We start from the raw sequence: 22129 nt of genomic DNA on the forward strand, positions 1-22129 counted from the left end.
GCGCACAAATTTTCTCTGGCGCAACACCATCTTAGCGCCGAAACATCAGGTTGTTCAGAACGCAACCAACGGCCAGTTGCCGAACCGATCTCCGCGCTCAGAATGCCGGATCGACGGCCCGCAACGCGCCCAGCAAACTGGCCTCGGTCTGCGGTCCGAGCAGTGGTCCGTGAACCTTGCCGTCCGGATCCACCAGCCAGGTCGCTGGCAAACCTGATGGCCGCGTAAACGGCAATTGCGGTACCGGCGCACTCGCCAACACCGGAATCGGCACCGCCAAGCGGCTGACCAGTGCGCGCAGTTCGTCATTGGGGGGGCCGTCAAAATTTACCCCGAGCACGGTCACCGCAGCCGCATGTTCCCGGGCAAACCGGGCCAGCTCCGGCAACTCACGCCGGCAGGGCTCGCACCATTCAGCCCAGTAATTCACGATCAGCCAGCGGCCGCGATAGTCGGCCAGCCGATGCTGGCTGCCATCGAGCAACTCAAAATCCGGCTCGGCCGAACAACCCAGCAACGCAACAAGCACCAGCAACGGCCACGCTAAACGTTTGAACATACTAGACTTGTCTGCATCAGGCGGATTGAGCGCGCATTGTAAATCGCAAGGCCAATCCGTAAAGTAGCGCAGCCGTTCGGGTCACGATAGCCAATTGTGCGAATGTCGCACAAATCAGCGCATCTGCCCGCTACCGGCGCGTCGTACAAGGATGACGTCAACGGAGTACCCGAGCTTACAAATGGAAGCCTTGCGCCTCACCTACCCTACCCAGCAGCAGGGCCAACACCTGTTGGTCGAAACCCGCCCGGATGCCCTGAAACGCTGGCTCGAGGCGCTGCCCTACGGCGACATGAAGCGGACCGTGCCGCAAGTGGCCCAGGCCATTGCCAGCCTGAACCGCAGTGACATGTCGGCCGACAAGCGTGCCGAACTGGTCGAGCTGTTCGACCACACCTATGAACTCATCAGCGATTACTACCGGCCCCGCATCGTGCTGCGGCCACGCGGCCAGCAGTTCGCCGGCCGGGCCGAAAGCGACGAGCTGCAGCTGCTGACCCGGGAAATGTCCTTCGCCTACAAGATGCTGGTGATGGACATCATCGGCAAGCGCAGCTTCTGGAGCAAAGACAAGCCGCTGGCCAAGGCCATCAATCTGGCTACCCATTATCTCAGCCTGATTTTGCTGGAACATTACGAAACCTATTCGCCGGTGCCGGTGTACATCTGGCGCGAGCTCAATGCGCTCTACGCTCACGCCGCCAAAGCCAAGCTGCACCAGCTGGAAGCCTTGCCGGAAAATTACAAGCACTGCCTCGCCACCGTCGAAGACGGCTATGTCCGGGCCTGCCTGGTCGCTCTCGCCAACCCCTACCAGATGGATCGCGGCGAGCATTGGGAAATGAACAAATTCCTGGCGCACTGGGGCGCGCTGGCCGACATCAGCGACAACCCCGACGATTTCACCAAGCGCAGCTGCTTTGTCATCGATCTGGCCAGCGAAAGCAAACCGCGCTACGGCATCAACGCGCTGGAAGACACCGAAGATCCGAACATCCGCCTGCTGATCACCCACGAGCTGACCCTGAAAATCAGCCAAATGATCGAGCAACTCGAGCAGGAACGGCTGTTGCCGAACCCCGGCTTCTATCCGGGCCTGTCGGCGCCGGAAGCCTTGAACCTGTTGCAGCGCATGTCCTCGCACTGGGATTTCCGGGTCGAGCGCTACACCCCGCGCTACCCGGTCATCAACCAGCTCGATGTAGTCTGGGGCCTGCAAGCCATTCACCAGGTGCTGACCTGGCAGGACCCGCTGTCGCCGAACACCGATCCCAACGCCCGCAATGCCGATCGCGATGTGCTGACCCGCATGCTCGGCGACAAGAATGCGCCGCTGCGCTGGGACGCGATCAACGCCTCCGACGGCGGTATCTGCATCGGTCAGCATCAGCATTCGGTCGACAATCTGCGCATCGGCCAGCTGGCCGCGCTGCGCGAATATATCGACGGCCGGCCCAGCCCGCGCTGGCAGCTCGGCATTGTCCGCTGGCTGCGCGGCGACAAGCGCAAAGGCACGTCGCTCGGCCTGCAATTCATCAAGGGCGATATCCAGGCCGTGATGATCAAGGCGCGCAAAGGCAATCGCATCGAAACCAGCCTGCAACCGGCTCTGCTGGTCTCCGGCGAAGAAATGCATGGCCTGTCCAGCCCGACTGTCGTTGCCCAGCGCGGCATGTATCAGGACGGCCGGCCGCTGGTGCTGACCATCGGCGTCGAGTCGCTGTCGGTGCGGGCGCGGATGCGCGTTGAAGCAACTCCGCTGATCGAGCGCTTCTTCTATCAGGTTTACGTGCATGAAGAAGAGCCGGAAGCCAATCGCGGTGGCGGTGGTGACGACGAAGAACGGATCACGCTCGACAATGTGCCCTTACCGGGCGATCACTGAGCGTACGACGCAAATCAAAGTCCAACATCAATAAAAACGGCAGCCAATGGCTGCCGTTTTTATTTGCATTTCATTTGCTAACGCAAAATCTGCCGCACTGGTGCCACCAGCACTTGCTGGGTCGCCTGCTCCAATTGTTCCAACTGCGCGATCACCGGGTGACCGCTGCCGAGCTCTTGCGCAGCCTGCTGCGGGCTCGGCAAACGCCATGGCAGATGTTGCTGCAGACTGTACAGATTCAGCGCATCCGGGTCGCGGGCGAAACACAGCTTGTCGGCACCGACCCGACCAATGAAGCCCTGCCGCTCCAACTCGGCCAGCACCTCCGGCGCATTTTCACTGCCAACCGATAACAGCGCTTCATCCTGTTCACAGAGCTCGCCTTTGCGCTGGCCACTCAGTACTTGTTCCAGCAACAGCAGCGCCACGGCAAACGGATGCCGGATGCGGCCCAGGCTCGGCCGGTACACACCGAGCGCATGACACAGCTCGGCACCGAGCAACATGATCGACCACGACAGGTACATCCACAGCACCAGAATCGGCAGCGCAGCCAGCGCACCGAACACGGCTTTGTAGGTGGGCATGGTAGTCACGAACAAACCAAAACCGCGCTTGGCGAGCTCAAACAGAACGGCGGCAAAAATCGCCGCAATCCAGGCATGACGGGGTTTGACGTAGCGATTCGGCACCCAGGCATAGAGCACGACGAAACCAAACGTGGTCAGCAGCAGTGGCACAACAAAGGTCAGCGACGAGCGCGCAGCGCCAGCGGCTTCTTTGATATACGGCAAGGAAAAGAAATACGAGCTGAGACCGATGCTCAATGCAATGAGCATCGGCCCCAACGTCAGGATGGCCCAGTACAGCAGCCATTTGCGACCAAACCGGCGCGACGGTCGGCTGCCCCAAATTGCATTGACCGCCCGGTCGATGGTGCCCATCAACATCAGCGCGGTGAAAATCAGGATCACCGCACCGGCGAGCTTCAGCTGACTGGCCCGGCTGACAAATTCCAGCACATGGGTTTTGACCGTATCGCCGGCACCCGGCACGAAATGATCAAACAGGAAATCTTCCATCGTGCGCCGGGTGCCTTTCATGCCCGGCAGCAATTTGAAGGTGCTGACCATCACGGTCAGCAGCGGCACCAGCGCCAGCAAGCCGGTCAAGGTCAGATTGGCCGCGACTGCCTGGCAACGGTCATGAACATAGCGACGCCAGACATAGCGGACAAAACCCAACCACCAATACATGCGCTCGGCCATGTCCCGACCACTCTCCCGCGATAACCGCAAACCGATTGAAACGACCGCTCGCCGAGCCTGCTAGAATGCCGGCGAAGTGGCGGAGTTTATCAGATGGTCTGGACGATTTATCACAATCCCCGGTGCAGCAAATCGCGCGAAAGCCTGGCCCTGTTGCAGGCCAATGGCATCGAGCCGACCGTGCGGCTGTATCTGGAAAATCCACCGGATGCCGCGACCTTGCGACAACTGCTGAGCCAGCTGCAGCTGCCCGCCCGTGCCCTGCTGCGCGATGGCGAACCAGAATACGACGCGCTGGATCTGGCCAATCCGCAGCTCAGTGACGACCACATTCTCGCGACGCTTGCCCGGCATCCACGGCTGCTGCAACGCCCGATCATCAGCAATGGCCAACGCGCCGTGCTCGGTCGGCCGCCAGAAAATCTGCTGCAATTGCTGTGAGCGCGAGTTGCGCCCACTTTGCGCCGGCCCCCAACACTCCCACTGCAATGAAGTGACTCATTGATGCGAGCACACCCATGAAACTGCTGGTGCTGTATTACTCGGTGCATGGCCATACCGGCGAACTCGCCCGGCACATTGCCCGTGGCATTGAGGAAGTCGATGGCGCCGAAGCCTGGCTGCGCACCGTGCCGCGGTTGACACCGGCAACCGCAGCCGCCGAAGCCGCGGTGCCCGACAGCGGTGCGCCCTACGCCACGCTCGACGATCTGCGGCAATGCGACGGCCTCGCGCTCGGCAGCCCGACCCGGTTCGGCAACATGGCCGCGCCGCTAAAGGGCTTTCTCGACAGCACCAGCGAACTCTGGCTGTCCGGCGTGCTCGCCGGCAAACCCGCCTGCGTATTCACCTCCACCGGCACGCTGCACGGCGGTCAGGAAAGCACGCTGCTGTCGATGATGTTGCCGCTGCTGCATCACGGCATGCTGATGCTCGGCCTGCCGTACACCGAAGCAGCCCTGTCGCGCACACGCACTGGCGGTACGCCTTACGGGGTTTCGCACTGGGCCGGGCTCGACAACCAGCAACCGATCAGTGACGACGAAAAACAATTGTGCCGGGCCCTTGGCGCACGCCTGGCCCGGATTGCACAACAACTGAAGAACGCACGATGACCGAATCCGCCCAGCCGACCACGACCACGACCACAACAGCCAAAACACGCAGCACCGCGCAGCGCTGGCATCGCCTGACGGTGCTCTGCTGGCTGACCCTGATCGCCTTGCTGCTGGTCTGGCACCAACGTATTCCGACCCCGCAACCGATGATCAGCTTGAGCTTGGGGTTGTTGCCACTGCTGCTGCCGGCACCGTGGTTGCTGCGCGGTCAGCGCGGCGCCTTGTTGGCAATGGCGGTTATCACCCTGCTGTATTTCTGCCACGCCATCGTGGCGTTGACCGGTGCCACCGGTGAAACGCTCTGGGCTGTGGCGGAACTGCTGGTCAGCGTCTGCCTGTTTGTCAGCAGCACCCTGACGGCACGACTGCTGCGTTAACCGCAACAAGCCCTGCCGTACTGGCAAATTCGGCTGCGCCAGCTAGGCTTTGCCTACGCTGAATAACCTGTTGTCGCCATGGCATCTCTCCGTCGCAAAATCAATTACGGTGCCACCGCCTTGGTTGCGGTCGTGCTGGTCGTATTTGGCGTCATCGACTTCCTGAGCACGCGCGCCCGGCTGCAAGCCGAGCTCGACAGCCAAAGCCAGCAGATCAGTGCCCGCCTCTCCACCAGCTTGCCGAAACCGCTATGGGATTTTGCGGTCGACACGGCGCGCAAATTCGTCGTGGCCGAACTGGCCAATCCTGATCTGCGCGCGGTCATGGTCCACGACGGCAACAAACAACTCCTGCTCGGCTTGCAAGCGGCCGACGGCGAAGCCGCAAGCGACATCAAGGACGCGCCAGCCGGCGAATTCCTGACCCAAAGCATTCCGCTGGAACTGGAAGAAAACGGCCAGAAGAATGCGGTCGGCATCGCCACCCTGTATATCGACGATTCGCGCATCCAGCGCGAACTGCGCAGCGGCGTCATCAATACTGTCATTCGCGTCATTGTCATGTTGGTGGTGCTGCAGATCGGCATCAGCTATTTGATTGGCAGCCTGGTCACCAAACCACTCAATGCCATCCTGACCCGGGTCAAGGACATCGATGAAGGTGAAGGCGATCTGACCCGACGCGTTGAATTCGACTCCAATGATGAGCTCGGTGAGCTGGCGCGCACCATGAACCATTTTGTCGGCAGCATCCGCAGCACCATTGCCGACGTCATCGCCGCGACCCATCAGTTGAACGATTCCGCGGCGCTGGCCGGTCAGGCCCTGACCGATCTGCGCCAACCACTGGATCGACAAGAGCAGGAACTGACCAGCCTGGTCGCCGCGCTCAATCAAATGACTGCAACCAGCCAGCACGTCGCACAGAGCGCCGCGCAGGCCTCGCACAAAGTCGCGGAAACCCAGAACGAAGCCAATGCCGGTTTGCACCGGGTCGGCGAAGCCAATGCATCGACCCAGCGATTAGCCGAAGAAGTCGGCCGCGCCGGTGATGTCATTTCCGAGCTGCAGAAACACAGCCAGAGCATCGGCGCCATTCTGGATGTCATCCGCAATATCGCCGAGCAAACCAACCTGCTGGCACTGAACGCGGCCATCGAAGCGGCGCGCGCCGGCGATCAAGGCCGCGGCTTTGCCGTGGTCGCCGATGAGGTCAGGGTGTTGGCCAAGCGCACCCAGGAATCTACTGGCGAAATCCAGCACATGATCGAACAACTGCAGCAACGCGCCAGCTCCGCCGTGCAAGCGATGCAACAGGGCCGCGAGCGCGCCGATACCAGCGTGCAAACCGCCAACGCAGCCGGTCAGTCATTCAACGCCATCAATGAGTCCATCAGCCACATCGCCGACATGAACACCCAAATCGCCACCGCCACCGAACAGCAGACGGCAACGATGCAGGAAATTGATCGCAACGTGGTCGGCATCCACAGCGCCTACGAGCACACGCTGGCCGCTTCGGAGATCACCGCGCAATCCGAGCAGCAACTGCGGGCCGTGGTAGCCCGGCTGACCAGCCTGGTCAGCCGGTTCAAAACCTGATGCCTGAATCGTCGCTGCCGCAATGGCCGAAGCACCGCCGCATTCAACTGCTCGACCCTGTCGGGCAAAATGTCGGGGGAAATGGCTGTTCACTCACCCCGCTTTATTTACTCGTTCATTCACCATGCCATACCAAAACAAGACAATGCTGCGCACACAGCAAAATGCCCACAGGGCAATCATCGGAGGGAACGCACCATGCACCAACAACCGTACCATCGACAGCGACGACTCACTGCGTTGACAACAACGAGGCGTTGCTTGTCATTGACCAACTTGTCATTTGCCAACGTGCTGTTTGCCGCCTTGTTGCTGGCCAGTTTCGCCGGCAAGCAGGTACAAGCCGATCAGAATGTCGATTTGAACAGCTGTGTCAGCACCGCAGACAACCAGATTGAGGTCGAAGAAGATGAAGCCGGTAATCCGGCGCCGTCACCAGCCTGTCTGACGGCAGTCGCCGGCAGCGAGATCAACTGGCAGCAGGCAAATGCCAAGGAGTTCAAAATCAAGTTCGTCAAGCACAGCGGCGGCCAATGCAACGACAGCGCCGATGACGACGGCAAAGAACACGATTCAAACAACGGCAAACTGAAAAAGAAAGGCCCCAGTCGTGCTGGCTGCTTTCATTACCGCATCAAGTTCAAGGGCGGCGAATGGATTGACCCTGTCATCGTGATCCGGCCGAACTAAAGCTTTTCAGCCATTGGCCAAGCGTACGCAACAAAAAGCCCGGCACATCACCGGGCTTTTTGTTTTCATCACTGCAGCGGCAGCGCACAGTCAAACCTCGGTACCGACTCCCAGCGCCCGCTGGCGCAAGGCGTGATCGGCCAGCACCAGCGCCGTCATCGCTTCGACAATCGGCACCGCTCGCGGCAGCACACAAGGGTCGTGGCGACCACGGCCACGAAACTCGACCGGATCGCCATTGATATCGACCGATTGCTGTAACTTGGCAATCGTTGCAGTCGGCTTGAACGCCACCCGGAACACCACCGGCATGCCGGTCGAGATGCCGCCGAGCACACCACCGTGGTTATTGCCTTGGGTTTTGATCACGCCAGCATCGCTGATAAACGGATCATTGTGCTGTGAACCGGTCAGGTGCGTGCCGCCAAAACCGGAGCCGATTTCGAAGCCTTTGCTGGCATTGATCGCCAACATGGCCTTGGCCAGATCTGCCTCCAGCCGATCAAAAATCGGCTCGCCCCAACCGACCGGCACGCCACGGGCAATGCATTCGACCACGCCGCCGAGCGAATCACCGTCCTTGCGGGTTTGCTCGATCAGCGCGTGCATTTGCGCAGCCAGCGCCTGATCCGGGCAACGGACATCGTTCAATTCAATCTGGCTGACATCAACTGCTTCCGCCGCCGATTGCAGTTGCAAGGCGCCGACCGATTTGACCCAGGCATGGATCTGCACGCCCCAGTTCAGCGCCAACAATTTCTTGGCAATCGCACCAGCAGCCACCGTTGCCGCTGTCGTCCGGGCCGAACTGCGACCACCGCCGGAGACATCGCGAATACCGTATTTCTGCTGATAGGTGAAATCGGCATGGCCGGGCCGATAGATCGTGGCCATCTCATCGTAATCATGCGAACGTTGATCGGTGTTGCGGATCAGCAGCGCAATCGGCGTGCCGGTGGTGGTGTCGTTCAATAGGCCGGACAGAATCTCGACCGTATCCGGCTCCTTGCGCTGGGTGGAAATCTTGCTCTGTCCCGGCCGACGCCGATCCAGCTCGTGCTGAATCTCGGCCGCCGTAATCGGCAAACCGGGCGGACAACCTTCCAGAATCGCACCGACACCGGGTCCGTGCGACTCGCCAAAGATACTAATGCGAAACAGGGTGCCGAAACTGTCACCGGCCATGGAATTCTCTCGTCATTGAGTAATGTGCAAACCATCAATTTGTTGTTGTAGGGCAGCTCAAGCGAAGCGGAGCTGCCACGGAGCCAACTCAACATTCGGCGGGTCCGCTGCGCTTGACCCGCCCTACGCCACTACCGATGCTTTCTCTTCGAAAGAACCACGCCGGCAATTGCGCCAAGCGCCACACCAACGCCAATGCCTAATGCCAAATTGGCGAATGCAACACCCAAACCGGCGCCTATTGCGACACCGAAACAAATGCCCACCCCAACGAAATTTGATGGCGGCAACGGACCTTTGGATTTCCTTTCAAACATGCTCACATCCCTACCGTAAACTCCTGCTCACTTAGCCAAAACCTGCACACCAAGTGAACGCAACATATCCCAGTACTGAGGAAACGACTTCCCGACCACTTCCGGATGGGCGATCCGCACGCCCGGAATCGAGAGGCCTGCAATGGCAAAGCTCATCGCCATCCGGTGATCTTCGTGGGTTTCGATCAGCGCGCCGTGCGGCTTACCACCTTCAACAATCAGCGCGTCGGCGGTCGCTTCCACCTTGACACCCATTTTCTTCAATTCCAGCGCGGTATCGAAAATCCGATTTGATTCCTTGTGCGCCAGATGGCCGATATTGTGGAAACGGGAGACGCCGTTGGCAAATGCCGCCAGCACGGCCACTGTCTGCACCACATCCGGCATATTGCCCATGTCGGCATCGATGGCGCGCAAGCCCAGCGCCGGGCCGGACAGTTTCAGGCCATCCGGCGTGCGCTTGATCAGGCAGCCCATCTGATCGAGCAGCAAGGGCAAGCGCGCTTCGCCCTGCACCGATTCGATATTGAACGCTTCGACGGTGATCTCGCCAGCGGTCAAAGCTGCAGCGGCGAGAAAATACGAGGCGCTGCACGGGTCGGCTTCCAGATCAAAACGGCGGGCGCGATAACGCTGGCCGGCGCGGACGGTGAAGGCTTCTCCCTGTGAATCGGCCTCACCATGCGATTCAACTTCAACGCCAGATTCCGCCATCATCGCCAGCGTCATCTCGACAAACGGCCGCGACACCAGCGGCGTGGTCAGCCGGATGGTGACATCGCGCTGCGCATACGGCGCCACAAGCAACAGAGCACTTAGAAACTGGCTGCTGACATGGCCCGGCAATTCGCAGACGCCGCCTTGCAGCGGGCCTTGTATGGTCAGCGGCAGCGCATCGGTCACCTGATTGCTGGTCACGGTAACGCCCAGCGAACGCAGCGCCGCGCACAGATCGGCCATTGGCCGTTCGCGCATCCGGGCACTGCCATCGATCGTCACCGGCTCTTGCGACAAGCCGGCCAGCGCCGAGACAAACCGGGCAAAGGTGCCGCTGGCATTGACGTTGATCTGACCACCACGCAGCTTGCCGCCAACACCACTGACCCAGACCCGATCACCATCTGCGCGCACACCGGCGCCGAGTGCCGCAATGCCGTCCTGCACCCGACGGATATCGTCATTGGCCGGCACCGGCGACAGTTCGCTGTCGCCATCGGCGAGTGCAGCTAATAGCAGACCACGGTTGGCCTGGTACTTGGAGCCGGGCACGCGCACCCGGCCGCGGATCGGGCCAGAAGGAAGGATTTCAAACACTTGCATCCGGATTTGCCCGGTTTTTCGAGGAAGGTCCGGCATGGTAGCGCTTGCCCGCCCGCCCCGCCATGACGGCCCTGCATAACGCGGGGCCGATACCGGCCGCACTCGTATATACAGGCATCAATCAATTAAATAACAGCAACTTATTCATGCTTGTATAGATTTTGATTGACAGCCACACCGGCTGCCGGCTTAAATGCCCGGGCTGGCGTCCTTGGGGGTGCCGGCAAGCAAAACCAAACTAAGGCCGACCATGCTGCGCAACAACCGCCATCACCATCATCACCACACCGAGCTCCCTTGGGGACCACGGCGGTAACGGCGCGCGCAAAGCGAATTCCCGAAAACCCCGTTGGCGACCCCAACGGGGTTTTTGTTTGTCCCCGATTCACCGCATTGAACTCACACGAACCGAACTGAAGGAACCCGAACATGGCATTGCGTCTGGTAGTCCCGAAAGGCCGCATCTACGACAAAGTGGCCGAACTGCTCGCCGAATGTGGCCTGAAACTGACTGGCGCCGAACGCAGCTACCGGCCGTCTGTATCGGTCGCTGGCGTCGAGGTGAAGCTGCTGAAGAGCCAGAACATTCCACCACTGCTGGCGCTCAACCAGCACGACATCGGTTTCGCCGGTTACGACTGGGTGATCGAACAGGGCGCCGAAGTCACCGAACTGCTCGATCTCGGTTTTGACCCGGTCAAGATTGTGGCGGCGGTGCCGGAAAGTACCGACGTCGAGGCGCTGAAAAAGCGCCGCATCATCGCCGTATCCGAATACGAACAGCTGACCCGCAATTTCCTGAACCGCCAAGGCTTCGATTACACCTTCGTGCGCTCTTACGGCGCCACCGAAGTGTTCCCGCCGGAAGATGCCGACCTTATCGTCGACAACTCGGCAACCGGCTCGACTCTGATTGCGAACCGGCTGAAAACCATCGGCACCGTGCTCGAAAGCAGCACCCGTTTCCTCGCCAACCCACGCGCGCTCGACGATGTCAGCAAGCGCCAGCAAATCGAAAACCTGCTGCTGCTGATGAAAGGCGTTATCAACGGCCGCGGTCGCGTGCTGCTGGAAATGAACGTGCCGGCCGACCGACTGGAAACCATCGTCAAGCTGCTGCCCGCAATGCGCTCGCCCACCGTCGCCCAGCTCTACAACGAATCCGGCTTCTCGGTGAAAGCGGCGATCCCGACCGCGCAAGTCGCCAAATTGGTGCCGGAACTGATCGCCGCCGGCGCCAGCGACATTCTGGAAATGCCGATTCGGAAAGTGGTGTAAGAACCGCGGGTAAGGACTGAAAGAAAATGCTCAAACTCGATTTCAACGAACGCTGCGAAGGCACGCCGTACTGGGCGACAGAAGTCATCAGCACGCTCGATCTCAGCAGCCTCTGGCGCTACCCGGATCGGCAACCGCTGGAGCAGAAAATCGCCAGCCGTTTCGGCATTGATGCCGCGCAAGTGCTCGCCACCAATGGCGGTGACGAAGGCATCGATCTGGTGCTGCGGCTCGCCCGCCGGGAACGACGTAACATGCTGCTGCCGCTGCCGGCGTTTTCGATGTATCGCGTCACCGCCGCCCGCAACGATGTGCCGGTGATCACCGTCGATGGTTTGCCGGATCGGCGCATCGACATCAACGCCATCACCAAGCCACTGCAAGCCACCGGTCAGTTGCTGGCGCTGACCAGCCCGAACAACCCGACCGGTGAAGTGTTGGCGCGCGAGAAAGTGCGGCAACTGTTGCTGCAAGCGCGCGCATTCGGCAACCCGGTGCTGATGGACGAGGCCTACGCCGAATTCAGCGGCGAATCAGTGCTCGATTTGCTGGCCGAATTTGACAACTTGATCGTGCTGCGCAGCTTCTCGAAAGCCTTTGGCCTGGCTGGCCTGCGTGTGGGTTGTCTGATCGCCAACGAAAAGCTGATCGCTCGACTGCGCGCGCTGGCGCCGCCGTTCAACCTGTCGACGCCGTCACTGGTGCTGGCACAAGCGGCCTGCAGCAGCAGCGCGCAAGCGGAGATGCAAAGCTACTGCCGCGCGGTCAGTGAAAGCCGCGATGCCCTGCGCGCAGAATTGCTCGCACTCGGCATCACTGTGCTGCCGAGCGGCGGCAATTTCCTGTTGCTGCAACTGGCGCCGGCGCGTGCCGAATTGGTCGCCAGCTTCCTCGCCCGGCAAGGCATCAGCGTGCGGCGGTTTACCGAAGCCGAGCTCATCGGTTGCCTGCGCATCACCATTCCCGTTGATGCCAGCCGACTAAAACAACAATTGGTCACGGCCCTGCAACCGGATCTGCTCTGCCTCGACATGGATGGCGTGCTGGTCGATACCCGCGCCAGCTACGATGCCTGCGTGCAGCAAACGGTGGTCGCGCTCGGCGACCGTGAGCCGAGCCTCACCGAACTGCAGGCGCTGCGCAACAGCGGCGGCTTCAATGACGACTGGGCGCTGAGCCAAGCGCTGCTGAAGCAGCAAAACATCAACACCGACTATGATCGTGTGGTCAGCGTGTTTCAGGCCCTCTATCTCGGCAGCAAAGGCACGCCCGGGTTGTGCCAGCGTGAAACCGCAATCGCATCTGCCGACACCCGTGCCGTGTTCAGCCGCTTTACCTATGCCATCGTCACCGGGCGCCCGCGCCCTGAAGCAGAAAACGGCGTGACGCTTTGCAACTTGCAACCGAACAAAATCGTCTCGCGTGACGACGTCAGCGCCTTGAAGCCCAACCCTGAAGGCATTCTTGCTTGCAAAGCGGCGCTGAGCCGCAGCGGCCGGGTCTGGATGGTCGGCGACAGCGTCGATGACATTCGCGCTGCGATTGATGCCGGCGCGGTCGCAATCGGCATTGGCCGCGGCAACGCCGACGCCCTGCGTGCTGCCGGCGCCGACACCGTGCTCGACTCCATCAACGAACTGGAGAGCCTGCTGTGACCTCCGCAAACAATGAGAACAACGCCATCACGCTCAGCCGCGATACCAAGGAAACCCAAATCCAGCTGACACTGAAGGTCGACGGTTCGCGCCAAGTCGCGATTGATACCGGCCTGCCGTTCTTCAATCACCTGCTGGAGCAGCTCGCTTTTCACGCTGGCTGGGATCTGACACTGCAAGCCAATGGCGATACCGAAATCGACGATCACCATCTGATTGAGGATGTCGCGATTGTGCTCGGCATGGCCATCGACCAGCTCCGCCAGACCCGTCCCGGCCTCGTCCGTTACGGCCAGCGCCTGCTGCCGATGGACGAAACGCTGGTGTTGTGCGCGGTGGATTTGAGTGGCCGCGCCGCTGCCGTCATCAACCTGCCGTTCACCCGCGAAGCAGTTGGCGGCCTTGCCACCGAAATGTGGCCGCATTTTTTTAAAACGCTGGCAAGCAAGGGCCAGTTCGCGCTGCACTTGAAAACCGAATACTTCGACAACCATCACCACCTGATCGAAGCGAGTTTCAAGGCGTTGGCGCGAGCATTGAAAGAAGCGTTGGCGGTGCAAAGCAATAGCGTGACCAGCACCAAAGGCACGTTGTGAATTTCGTGGGAGCGGCCTTGGCCGCGATTGTCTTACACAGAATCGCGGCCAAGGCCGCTCCTACAAAGACAGGAAAGTGCAATGACCAGCAGTAATTCGCGCATCGGCATCATCGACACCGGCGCTGGCAATCTTGCCAGCTTGCAGGCGGCGGTCGAGCGCGCCGGTCGCATCGCCGTGCGGCTGAAAACCCCGCAACTCGATGGCATCGATCAGTTGATCATCCCTGGCCAGGGCCGGTTCGGTCCGGTCATGCAGACACTGGAAGAGCGGCAATGGCTGCCGGCTCTGAGCAGCTGGTTCAAAAATGATCAACCGCTGCTCGGCATCTGTGTTGGCCTGCAGGTGCTGTTCGATGCCAGTGAAGAAGATCCGGGTGTTCGTGGTCTCGGTTTTCTGCGCGGTGAAGTGCGGCGCCTGCACAGTCCCAAGCAGCCGATGATGGGCTGGGCGCCGGTGGTATTCGACAGCGGCAACGATGAACCGAACGGTGATGCCTATTTCGTCAACAGCTTTGTCGTGCCGAGCGCACAGGAGGCCATTGCATGGACCCAATACGGCGAACGCTTTTGCGCCGTCGTGCGCGTCGGCACCTGGACAGCTTGTCAGTTTCATCCGGAAAAATCCGGCGCCTACGGCGCGACGCTGCTCGATCGCTGGCTGGTGAAATGATGATGAGCGACACCACCAATACCACCAGCAACACCCTGCGCAAACGCATCCTGCCCTGCCTCGACATGCGCGATGGTCGAGTCGTCAAAGGCGTGAAATTTGTCGGTCTGCAGGATCTGGGAGACCCGGTTGAACTGGCGCTGCGCTACGAACAGCAGGGTGCTGACGAGATCGTGTTGCTTGACATCAGCGCCAGCCCCGAGGGCCGCAAAACCCAACTCGATGTGATTGGCCGCGTTGCCGGCAACCTGTCGATTCCGTTCACGGTCGGCGGCGGCATCCGGGTGCTGGACGATATCTGGGCTTTGCTCGATGCCGGTGCCGACAAGGTTTCGATCAATTCGGCGGCGCTTAACCAGCCTGGCCTCATCGACGCGGCCAGCCAGCAATTCGGCAGCCAGTGCATTGTCGTGGCGATCGATTTCTTGCTGGCTCCCGACTCTTTGTACGAAGTGGTCAGCCATGGCGGCCGCACCCGCACCGGTCGCAATACCCGCGACTGGGCACGTGAAGCGGTGCAGCGCGGCGCCGGCGAACTGCTGCTGACCTGCATCGATCGCGATGGCACCGGTGAAGGTTTTGAGCTTGGTCTGACCGGCGAATTGGCGCGCACCCTATCGGTGCCGGTTGTCGCGTCCGGTGGTGCGCGTACCGCGCAGCATTTTGTTGAAGCATTTGAACAGGGAATTGATGCCGGACTGGCGGCGGGCATTTTTCACAGGAATGAACTGTCGATTCCTGAGTTGAAGCTCGCGCTGCAGCGAGCTGGTGTGGACGTACGTATTTGATTCTAACTCCCCTCCTTGTCAAGGGCGCAGCGGGGAGTAAAAGCAGTGCCAATGCACTGCTTTCCCGCGTAGCGCCACATGCTCTGCATGTGGCCGGGCGGGGTTAGGGGGGGGTGCTCGCTAACGCAACCACTCCCAGCCAATAGCTAACGAAGTTGCAAACTGAGCTTAACCACCCCCTGCCCCTCCTTGACAAGGAGGGGAGGAAAACGAAATACGAGAACCGAACATGCTGATTCCCAGTATTGATCTGTACAACGGCCAGGCCGTGCAATGGCGCCAGGGCAAGGAAAAAGTACTGGCGCGCGATGATGTCCGAGAACTGCTGGCCGAGTTCTCGCTGTTCGGCGAAGTCGCGCTTATCGATCTCAATGCCGCGCTCGGCGAGGGCGACAACAAGGCGCTGATCAAGGAACTGCTGAAGCTGGCGCCCTGCCGGGTCGGCGGCGGCATCCGCGATCTCGACACCGCGCGCGAATATCTGAAAGCCGGCGCCAGCAAGATCATTCTCGGCACCGCTGCTCGCGCCGACTGGGTCAGCAAACTACCGCGCGATGCGCTGGTATTTGCCATTGATGCGAATGGCGACGAATGGGTGACCAAGGGCTGGCGCGAAGGCACTGGAGAGAAAGTGCTGGATCTGATTCCACAGCTCGCCGCGCGCTGCAGCGAGTTTCTGTACACCCAGGTGCAGAAGGAAGGCATGCTGCAAGGCATTGATGAGCCGCGCGTGCGTGCTGTAGTGAAAGCCTCGCCGGTGCCGGTAACCATTGCCGGTGGCATCACCACGCTTGACGACATCCGTTTGCTGCGCGAGCTCGGCGCCAACGGCCAGATCGGCATGGCGATTTATACCGGCAAATTCACGCTGGTGGATGCTCTGCTCGCCTCCATTGATTTCAGCAAGCAGCCATTGATTCCGACCATCGTGCAGGATGAAACCAGCAACGAAGTGCTGATGCTGGCCTACAGCAACGCCGACTCGCTGCGCGTCGCGCTGCAGGACCGCGCCGGCGTGTACTGGAGTCGCTCACGGCGATCGTTGTGGCGCAAAGGCGAAACCAGCGGCCACGTGCAACAACTGGTGCGAGTGGATTTTGATTGCGATGGCGACAGCCTGCTGTTCCGCGTTCGGCAAACCGATCAGGCCTGTCACCTGAACCGCTGGAGCTGCTTCCCGGCCCAGCGCCAGCGCTTCACGCTGGCAACGCTGGACAGCGTGCTGGCCGCGCGGCAATCCACGCCGAAACCGGGCTCGTACACTGCCGAGCTGTATGCCAGCGCTGATCTCCGCGCAGAGAAACTGCGCGAAGAAGCGGAAGAACTGATCGAGGCCGAGGCGCCGGAACATGTGCGCTGGGAAGCAGCGGATTTGCTCTACTTTGCGCTGGTCAATGCGCGGGCGAAAGGCGTGTCGTTGGCGGAGATTGAAAATGAGTTGCGCAGTCGGCATGCGTGATTGGTAACACAGAATCGATGCGATAAACGACTTGGTTTGAATGCTGAGATAGCTGGGCGATAAGCCCCCACCCCAGCCCTCCCCCTCGCAGGGGAGGGAGCTGGGTTGCTCCTCCCCCTGCAAAGGGGCAGGCTGGGAGGGGGTGATTGACGCCCCGCGTGTTCAGCAAAATCGGAACCCAACACCGTGATTTACACCACCCAAAACTGGCAACGCCCAATCCTGAGCGACAACGCTGACATTAGCCGCCGGGTCGCCGATCTGCTGCGCACCATCGAAACCGATGGCGATGCCGCGATCATCGCGGCATCGCAGAAGTTCGACGGCTTCGCGCCCGAGATCATCACACTGCAACCGTTCGACAGCTACGGCCTCGCACCGGAACTGGCCGCCGCCATCCGCACCGCCGCGCACCGCATCGAGCGGTTTGCCCGCGCCCAGCGCGCGGCGTTTACCGATATCGAGTTTGAAGATGAATACGGTCGCTACGGTCACCGTGCCGTGCCATTGGAACGTATCGCCGCTTATGTCCCGGGTGGTCGCTTTCCGCTGATTTCCACCGCGTTGATGACGCTGATCCCGGCTCGCGTCGCTGGCGTTGCCGAACGGGTGGCGCTGTCGCCGTCGGTGAATCCAGCGCTGCTCGCTGCGGCGAGTCTGGCTGGTGCAACGCGCTTTGTCCGCATCGGTGGCGCGCAAGCCATTGCGGCCGCGACATTCGGCAGCCAATGGTCACCGGCGGTCGACATGATCGTCGGGCCCGGCAATGCCTATGTTGCGGAAGCGAAAGCACAGTTGCAGACGCACGTGCGCATCGACACGGTCGCAGGGCCGAGCGAAGTGCTGATTCTGGCTGACGGCAATGCCCCCATCAGCTGGTTGATCGAAGACGCCATCGCACAAAGTGAGCACGGCCCGGATGCGCTGGCAGTGATTGTCGCCAGCGTTCGGGAATGGCTGACACGCGCCGAACAGGCCTTGCTGGCCAATGCCGACGGCGCCGCGCTGTTTGCGCGCCAGCAGATACAACTGGTGCTGGCGAACGACAGCAACGATGCCGCCGCGTTCAGTAACCGCTTTGCGCCGGAACACCTGATGCTGTGTGATGCGGCAATTGCACCAAACCAGCTGCGCCACTACGGCGCCATGTTTATCGGCGCGCGCAGTCCGGTCGCGCTCGGTGATTATCTGTCCGGCCCGAATCACACCCTGCCAACGGCGGGCGCCGCTCGGCGCAGCAGCGGCTTGTCGGTGCTGGATTTTCTGCGCGTGCAGACAGTGCAAACCATCGCGAAGGGTCTACCGCTTTATCAAGCTGCGACGGTGCTGGCTGATGCGGAAGGATTGGTGCATCACGCGGAGAGCTTGCGTTTGCGGACAAAGGCGGAGTAGCGAATAGCAAGTGGATTAAGCGAAGACCGATCCCCTCCCCCTTGACGGGGGAGGGTTAGGAAGAGGGTGAAGCGGGTTTCATCTGCGGCATCTACTTGTTGTAGGAGCGGCCTTGGCCGCGATTCTTTTCAACCGGGAATCGCGGCCAAGGCCGCTCCTACGAAATGAACACGAAGTCTGCTCTCATCCGTCCCGCAAACGGATGAGCTGAGAGTGTCAGTGTTTCTTCTCTTCCCGGTAAACCAACACCGGAATCGCGCAGTGGGTCAGTACTTTCTGGGTTTCCGAGCCGAGCAGCAAAGCCGACACACCGCGACGGCCGTGCGAGGCCATGAATATCAGATCGCAGCCCTGCTTCTTCGCCGCAGCGATGATGCCCTGCCAGGGTGAATCGGAAATATCGCTGAAGCCGTCGCTGCTGACACCCGCCTGCTGCGCCAGCGTCGCGGCTCGCGCCAGCAACAACTTGGATTCCTGGGCGCGGGCTTCGGCAAACAACTGCTGGGCACCGGCATCGATGATGACGCCTTCGCCGGCGATCACCGGCGGCACAAATGCCGGCTGGGCATGGTAGAAGCTGATCCGCGCGGCCGCTTCCTTGGCAAAGGCCAGCGCGCGCTGCACAGTGGCTTGCGACATGTCGGAACCGTCAATCGGCACCAGAATATGCTTGAACATGGCTGCTCTCCCTCTTCTTGCGGACCGGATCAAGTTTTACGCCTGTTGTCCGCTTGCTGCAGCTGATTTGGATCAAATCGGCGGCAGGTTACCGGCAGGCTGATGGTGAATAGACTGGGCGCAGACCGTTTAGCGACACCGACCGCGCTACCAGCACCAGCACGGGCGCAACGCAGGGATGCCTCAATCCCTGCCAATCAGCGTCGACCTCCGCTCCATCAAAACCGTGTCCTGCCAGACGCCATCGCGCTGGGCGATGCGTTCACGATAGCCCACTTCACGAAAGCCGCAGCGGGCATGTAGGGCAATACTGGCGGTATTGCGCCGATTGATGGTGCCCTGCAGGGTCCAGAAACCCGCCGCCTCCGACGCCGTCACAAGGGCGCTCAGCAATTGCTGACCAACACCTTGGCCTTGCGCCGCGCTGGCAACATAAACACTGAGTTCGGCCGCGCCGCGATAACAGGCCCGCGCAGAAATGGCTGACAACACGGCCCAACCAACGACCTGCCCCGCCCTTTCGGCGACCAGCCGTGGTGCCGGCAAGAAGCGTTGGTTGAAACCGGCCCAATCCGGACACTCGGTTTCGAAGGTGGCGATGCCGGTTGCTATACCTTCGGCAAAAATGGTCAACACGCAATCTTTATCGAACTCTTTCAGCACACGAATAGAAATTTTGGACTGATGCATTGCCTTCTACTTTTAAAAAAATGCGCCAATTTAAGGCTCGTATACCACCTCAAATTCAGAGCCTAGTTCCTCTTGCAGCCTACGCACCATTGCCCTCGCGGCAGCATCGAAGGAACGAAACTCCTCGTCACGCCAAGGACTCGGACCAGACGGATTGCCCCAGTCCAGAGCGGTATCGTGCCACACCGACATCGCATCCAAATCAGCTTTGGTTAGTTGCGATAGGCCGATATCGCCCTCTATCGGCCCCAAATTGAATTTAGCTCTTGCCGCATCATTCCCACACCAGAGGCACCCACCTCCCCACTCAAAAAAAAGGCGGACGCTGTAGATTTTCGTCACAGGAAGCGTTCCGGCATCACATCGTCTCAATGAAGACCAAGCCAGAGTTGCAATATACCTTTGTACCAAAGCATCCCCGCCGCGATAACCAGCAACAGCAGCACATACCACGGCCACATCGTCCGCTTCTCGGCATAGGGGTCGGTCAGTGCTCGCTCGGAGCCGGCAGGCAATACGGCGATGCTGGTGAGCGCGGTGCCGAACGGAATATTGATCTTGGCCATGGTGTTTACGGCCCAGCCATTGGCATCGAGAATCGGGCCGAGATTGCGCTGGCGCAGCTTGAACCAGGCCATGATCATCGACGGGCCGGAAATCAGCAGCAGCACCCCGGCAAAGGCCAGTGGCATTTGCCACCAGCTCAGCGACATGAATCCGCTGACCACTGCCGCAAACGCCGTTCCGATGGCACCGATGGCCAAACCAATAGCAGCAAAAATACCGGCGAATTTGGCGACATCGAATGGCGCCGGTGCTGCCGGCTTTTCGCCGGAGGTCACCTTGCCGGTGGCTTCGGTGACACCAGCTGCCGATTTCTCTTCAATGGCCTTGTCTTTGGAGGCGGCAAATTTTTGCGCCTGCTCCGAGATCATCCGGGCAACGCGGCGGTACGGCGTGAAGAACGCTTCACGCACGCTGATCGGATTCTCGACAATCTTGGTGACCGTCGCGTCCCAGTCATTGCCGGCGCGGTCGTAGTAAATGCCATTGCGGCCGACCATCAGGTTGCCGGCATCACCGGCAGTCACGGCCGCCACCACCGTGATTTTCTCGCCGGTAGCTTTGCGCAGGCAATCGCAGTACAGCAAATAGGCACGCGACAAACCGGCCAACGCGCCGTGTTTGCCGGCATCGTTGACGCGGACCACCAGATCGCAACTGCGACCATCGAGATAGAGCGTGCCGTTCTGAAAGACGGCTTTATCTTTACGAGCAAAGAAGTCACGAAAGTTGACGAAGTTGTTCAGCAGCACGCGCAGGTAGCGCTGGTAGCGCACCAGTTTGTCGACGGCAACAATGCCGCTGGCTTCAGCCTTGTGCGCAAGATCATCGGCGATTAACGCGGTCAGGGCGGCGATTGCCGGGCTGCTCAGAATCGCCTGCAGCCGTTCGCGACCCAAAGCGGAAACGGCGCTGCTCGGCTGCTTTGCCTGCCAGTCCAGATACGGCTGCAGCGCAGCTTTCAGGGTTTCCCATTGGGCTTTGCTGAGCACGCTGGCGTTGCTGGTCAGGCGATCAATGGCGGGACGCAAGGCATCCAGCTCCGCCTGCCAGGCCGGGTTGATGCCGCCGGTCAACGGCAAGGCGCGACCGGGCTCGATGCGCGCCAGCGGTAAACTTTCGGACGCAGCTCTGTCGGTATTCAGCAATTGACTACCGATGGCCGCCAGCTCGGCTTCACTGCCGTTGAGGGCCTGCACGGCACGGGCATCGTAACTGGCGAGATCACAGCGAACGAAATAGTCATCAATCTTGGCACGCACAGCAGTGAGCGCCGCCGACAACGCGGCGGTCTGCTCGCCAAACGGCAATTGCTCGGCACCGAGACCAGCAGCCCAAGTAACGTAAGCGTTGGCATCGGCAACAAACGCATCGAGCTTGGCCTGAGTGATGCCGGGTGCACCGCTGCGATCCGTTTCGGCGCCGTGGCAACTGATGATGTCGGCGATCAGCTGTTTGACCTCGGCATCGTTGCTCAATTCGGCTGGGACGATGCCATCACCATTGGCGCGATTGGCCGGAAATATCCTGGCCAGATCGGCGGTGTCTTCGACCCGCAACGAAGCTTCGCTGCGACCGAGATTGGTCAGCATTTCCCGCGCTGATGCCAGCAGCTTGACGCCTTCTTCACTGGCGTCGTTGATGGCGCTGAGCGGCAAGGCCTCGCCCTGCAGCAAAACTTCCGGCTGCTTGAGCATGGCCAAGGCCCATTTCACCGCGGCCAGAATTTCCGGTACACGGACCCGGCCATCGCCATCCAGATCGATATAGGCCAACGTGCGGGCATCAAACTCCAGCCCCTGGGTCGGGCAAGCCAGTGCCGCCCACAATTTTTGATCGAGTGTGGCGAGCTGTTGCCAATCGCTGATGCGATCGAGCCGGACCTGATCAAAGCCGCCGGAACGGAAGAATTGCCATTGATGTGAGCTCATTGCACGGTCCTTGTCGAAAGCGGCGCGCCCGAATCGGACGTACCCGGCAGTGAGGCCGACCCCGGTGGTGCGGCCCAATGCCAGTTACCTTAGACAAGCGACGAT

General features: G+C 60.5%; 21 protein-coding genes. 13 read left to right on the forward strand and 8 right to left on the reverse strand.

All coding sequences use genetic code 11. The features are described 5' to 3' along the window. Window positions 1-97: 97 nt before the first annotated feature. Window positions 98-559: a TlpA family protein disulfide reductase gene (locus HPT27_RS15045; protein ID WP_172244873.1), complete on the reverse strand. Its 462-nt coding sequence runs from the start codon at window positions 557-559 to the stop codon at window positions 98-100. 181 nt (window positions 560-740) lie between these two features. Here HPT27_RS15045 and HPT27_RS15050 point away from each other — a divergent pair, with 181 nt between their 5' ends. Continuing rightward, entirely contained in the window at window positions 741-2444 is a 1704-nt protein-coding gene (locus tag HPT27_RS15050; protein WP_172244875.1) for a hypothetical protein, read from the forward strand. A gap of 77 nt (window positions 2445-2521) precedes the next feature. Here HPT27_RS15050 and HPT27_RS15055 read toward each other — a convergent pair whose 3' ends face one another. Next, on the reverse strand, window positions 2522-3712 hold the full coding sequence (locus HPT27_RS15055; protein WP_172244877.1) for a YihY family inner membrane protein: 1191 nt from the start codon (window positions 3710-3712) through the stop codon (window positions 2522-2524). A gap of 93 nt (window positions 3713-3805) precedes the next feature. On the opposite strand from HPT27_RS15055, the gene arsC reads away from it, so the two are divergent. The 5 genes from arsC to HPT27_RS15080 all read left to right on the forward strand — a co-directional run bounded on the left by arsC (window position 3806) and on the right by HPT27_RS15080 (window position 7499). Continuing rightward, on the forward strand, window positions 3806-4153 hold the full coding sequence (arsC, locus tag HPT27_RS15060; protein ID WP_172244879.1) for an arsenate reductase (glutaredoxin): 348 nt from the start codon (window positions 3806-3808) through the stop codon (window positions 4151-4153). A 77-nt stretch (window positions 4154-4230) separates the two neighbouring features. Beyond that, window positions 4231-4827: an NAD(P)H:quinone oxidoreductase gene (gene wrbA / locus HPT27_RS15065; RefSeq protein WP_172244881.1), complete on the forward strand. Its 597-nt coding sequence runs from the start codon at window positions 4231-4233 to the stop codon at window positions 4825-4827. Next, window positions 4824-5207: a DUF2069 domain-containing protein gene (locus HPT27_RS15070; RefSeq protein ID WP_172244883.1), complete on the forward strand. Its 384-nt coding sequence runs from the start codon at window positions 4824-4826 to the stop codon at window positions 5205-5207. The genes wrbA and HPT27_RS15070 overlap by 4 nt, the downstream gene beginning before the upstream one ends. 78 nt (window positions 5208-5285) lie before the next feature. Beyond that, on the forward strand, window positions 5286-6809 hold the full coding sequence (locus HPT27_RS15075; RefSeq protein ID WP_172244885.1) for a methyl-accepting chemotaxis protein: 1524 nt from the start codon (window positions 5286-5288) through the stop codon (window positions 6807-6809). Between the two features lie 261 nt (window positions 6810-7070). Beyond that, window positions 7071-7499, forward strand: coding sequence for a hypothetical protein (locus tag HPT27_RS15080; protein ID WP_172244887.1), 429 nt, complete (start codon window positions 7071-7073; stop codon window positions 7497-7499). A 90-nt stretch (window positions 7500-7589) separates the two neighbouring features. Here HPT27_RS15080 and aroC read toward each other — a convergent pair whose 3' ends face one another. The 3 genes from aroC to aroA form a co-directional block, all read right to left on the reverse strand. Beyond that, complete coding sequence (gene aroC / locus HPT27_RS15085; protein WP_172244889.1) at window positions 7590-8684, reverse strand: chorismate synthase; 1095 nt, start codon at window positions 8682-8684, stop codon at window positions 7590-7592. A gap of 131 nt (window positions 8685-8815) precedes the next feature. Beyond that, a complete protein-coding gene (locus HPT27_RS15090; protein ID WP_172244891.1) occupies window positions 8816-9001 on the reverse strand; it encodes a hypothetical protein in 186 nt (61 codons plus the stop codon). 27 nt (window positions 9002-9028) lie between these two features. Next, window positions 9029-10357 (reverse strand): 3-phosphoshikimate 1-carboxyvinyltransferase, encoded by a 1329-nt coding sequence (gene aroA, locus HPT27_RS15095; protein WP_172244893.1) that lies wholly within the window; start codon window positions 10355-10357, stop codon window positions 9029-9031. Window positions 10358-10750: 393 nt separating this feature from the next. On the opposite strand from aroA, the gene hisG reads away from it, so the two are divergent. From hisG to hisD, 7 genes are all read left to right on the forward strand, one after another. Next, entirely contained in the window at window positions 10751-11599 is an 849-nt protein-coding gene (hisG, locus tag HPT27_RS15100; RefSeq protein WP_172244895.1) for an ATP phosphoribosyltransferase, read from the forward strand. Window positions 11600-11625: 26 nt separating this feature from the next. Further along, window positions 11626-13254 (forward strand): aminotransferase class I/II-fold pyridoxal phosphate-dependent enzyme, encoded by a 1629-nt coding sequence (locus HPT27_RS15105; protein ID WP_172244897.1) that lies wholly within the window; start codon window positions 11626-11628, stop codon window positions 13252-13254. Further along, window positions 13251-13850: an imidazoleglycerol-phosphate dehydratase HisB gene (gene hisB / locus HPT27_RS15110; RefSeq protein ID WP_172244899.1), complete on the forward strand. Its 600-nt coding sequence runs from the start codon at window positions 13251-13253 to the stop codon at window positions 13848-13850. The genes HPT27_RS15105 and hisB overlap by 4 nt, the downstream gene beginning before the upstream one ends. A gap of 81 nt (window positions 13851-13931) precedes the next feature. Continuing rightward, window positions 13932-14522 (forward strand): imidazole glycerol phosphate synthase subunit HisH, encoded by a 591-nt coding sequence (gene hisH, locus HPT27_RS15115; protein ID WP_172244901.1) that lies wholly within the window; start codon window positions 13932-13934, stop codon window positions 14520-14522. A 2-nt stretch (window positions 14523-14524) separates the two neighbouring features. Next, the gene (hisF, locus tag HPT27_RS15120) at window positions 14525-15310 is read left to right on the forward strand and encodes an imidazole glycerol phosphate synthase subunit HisF (protein ID WP_172244903.1); all 786 of its coding nucleotides are present in this window, start codon (window positions 14525-14527) and stop codon (window positions 15308-15310) included. 229 nt (window positions 15311-15539) lie between these two features. Next, window positions 15540-16769, forward strand: coding sequence for a bifunctional phosphoribosyl-AMP cyclohydrolase/phosphoribosyl-ATP diphosphatase HisIE (gene hisIE / locus HPT27_RS15125; RefSeq protein WP_172244905.1), 1230 nt, complete (start codon window positions 15540-15542; stop codon window positions 16767-16769). A 186-nt stretch (window positions 16770-16955) separates the two neighbouring features. After that, complete coding sequence (gene hisD / locus HPT27_RS15130; protein WP_172244907.1) at window positions 16956-18161, forward strand: histidinol dehydrogenase; 1206 nt, start codon at window positions 16956-16958, stop codon at window positions 18159-18161. A gap of 216 nt (window positions 18162-18377) precedes the next feature. Here hisD and HPT27_RS15135 read toward each other — a convergent pair whose 3' ends face one another. The 3 genes from HPT27_RS15135 to HPT27_RS15145 form a co-directional block, all read right to left on the reverse strand. Then, complete coding sequence (locus HPT27_RS15135; protein WP_172244909.1) at window positions 18378-18839, reverse strand: universal stress protein; 462 nt, start codon at window positions 18837-18839, stop codon at window positions 18378-18380. Between the two features lie 183 nt (window positions 18840-19022). Next, window positions 19023-19529, reverse strand: coding sequence for a GNAT family N-acetyltransferase (locus HPT27_RS15140; RefSeq protein ID WP_172244911.1), 507 nt, complete (start codon window positions 19527-19529; stop codon window positions 19023-19025). Between the two features lie 368 nt (window positions 19530-19897). Further along, on the reverse strand, window positions 19898-22024 hold the full coding sequence (locus HPT27_RS15145; RefSeq protein ID WP_172244913.1) for a hypothetical protein: 2127 nt from the start codon (window positions 22022-22024) through the stop codon (window positions 19898-19900). Between the last annotated feature and the right edge of the window lie 105 nt (window positions 22025-22129).

It is taken from the genome of Permianibacter fluminis, assembly GCF_013179735.1.
GTDB lineage: Bacteria > Pseudomonadota > Gammaproteobacteria > Enterobacterales > Permianibacteraceae > Permianibacter > Permianibacter fluminis.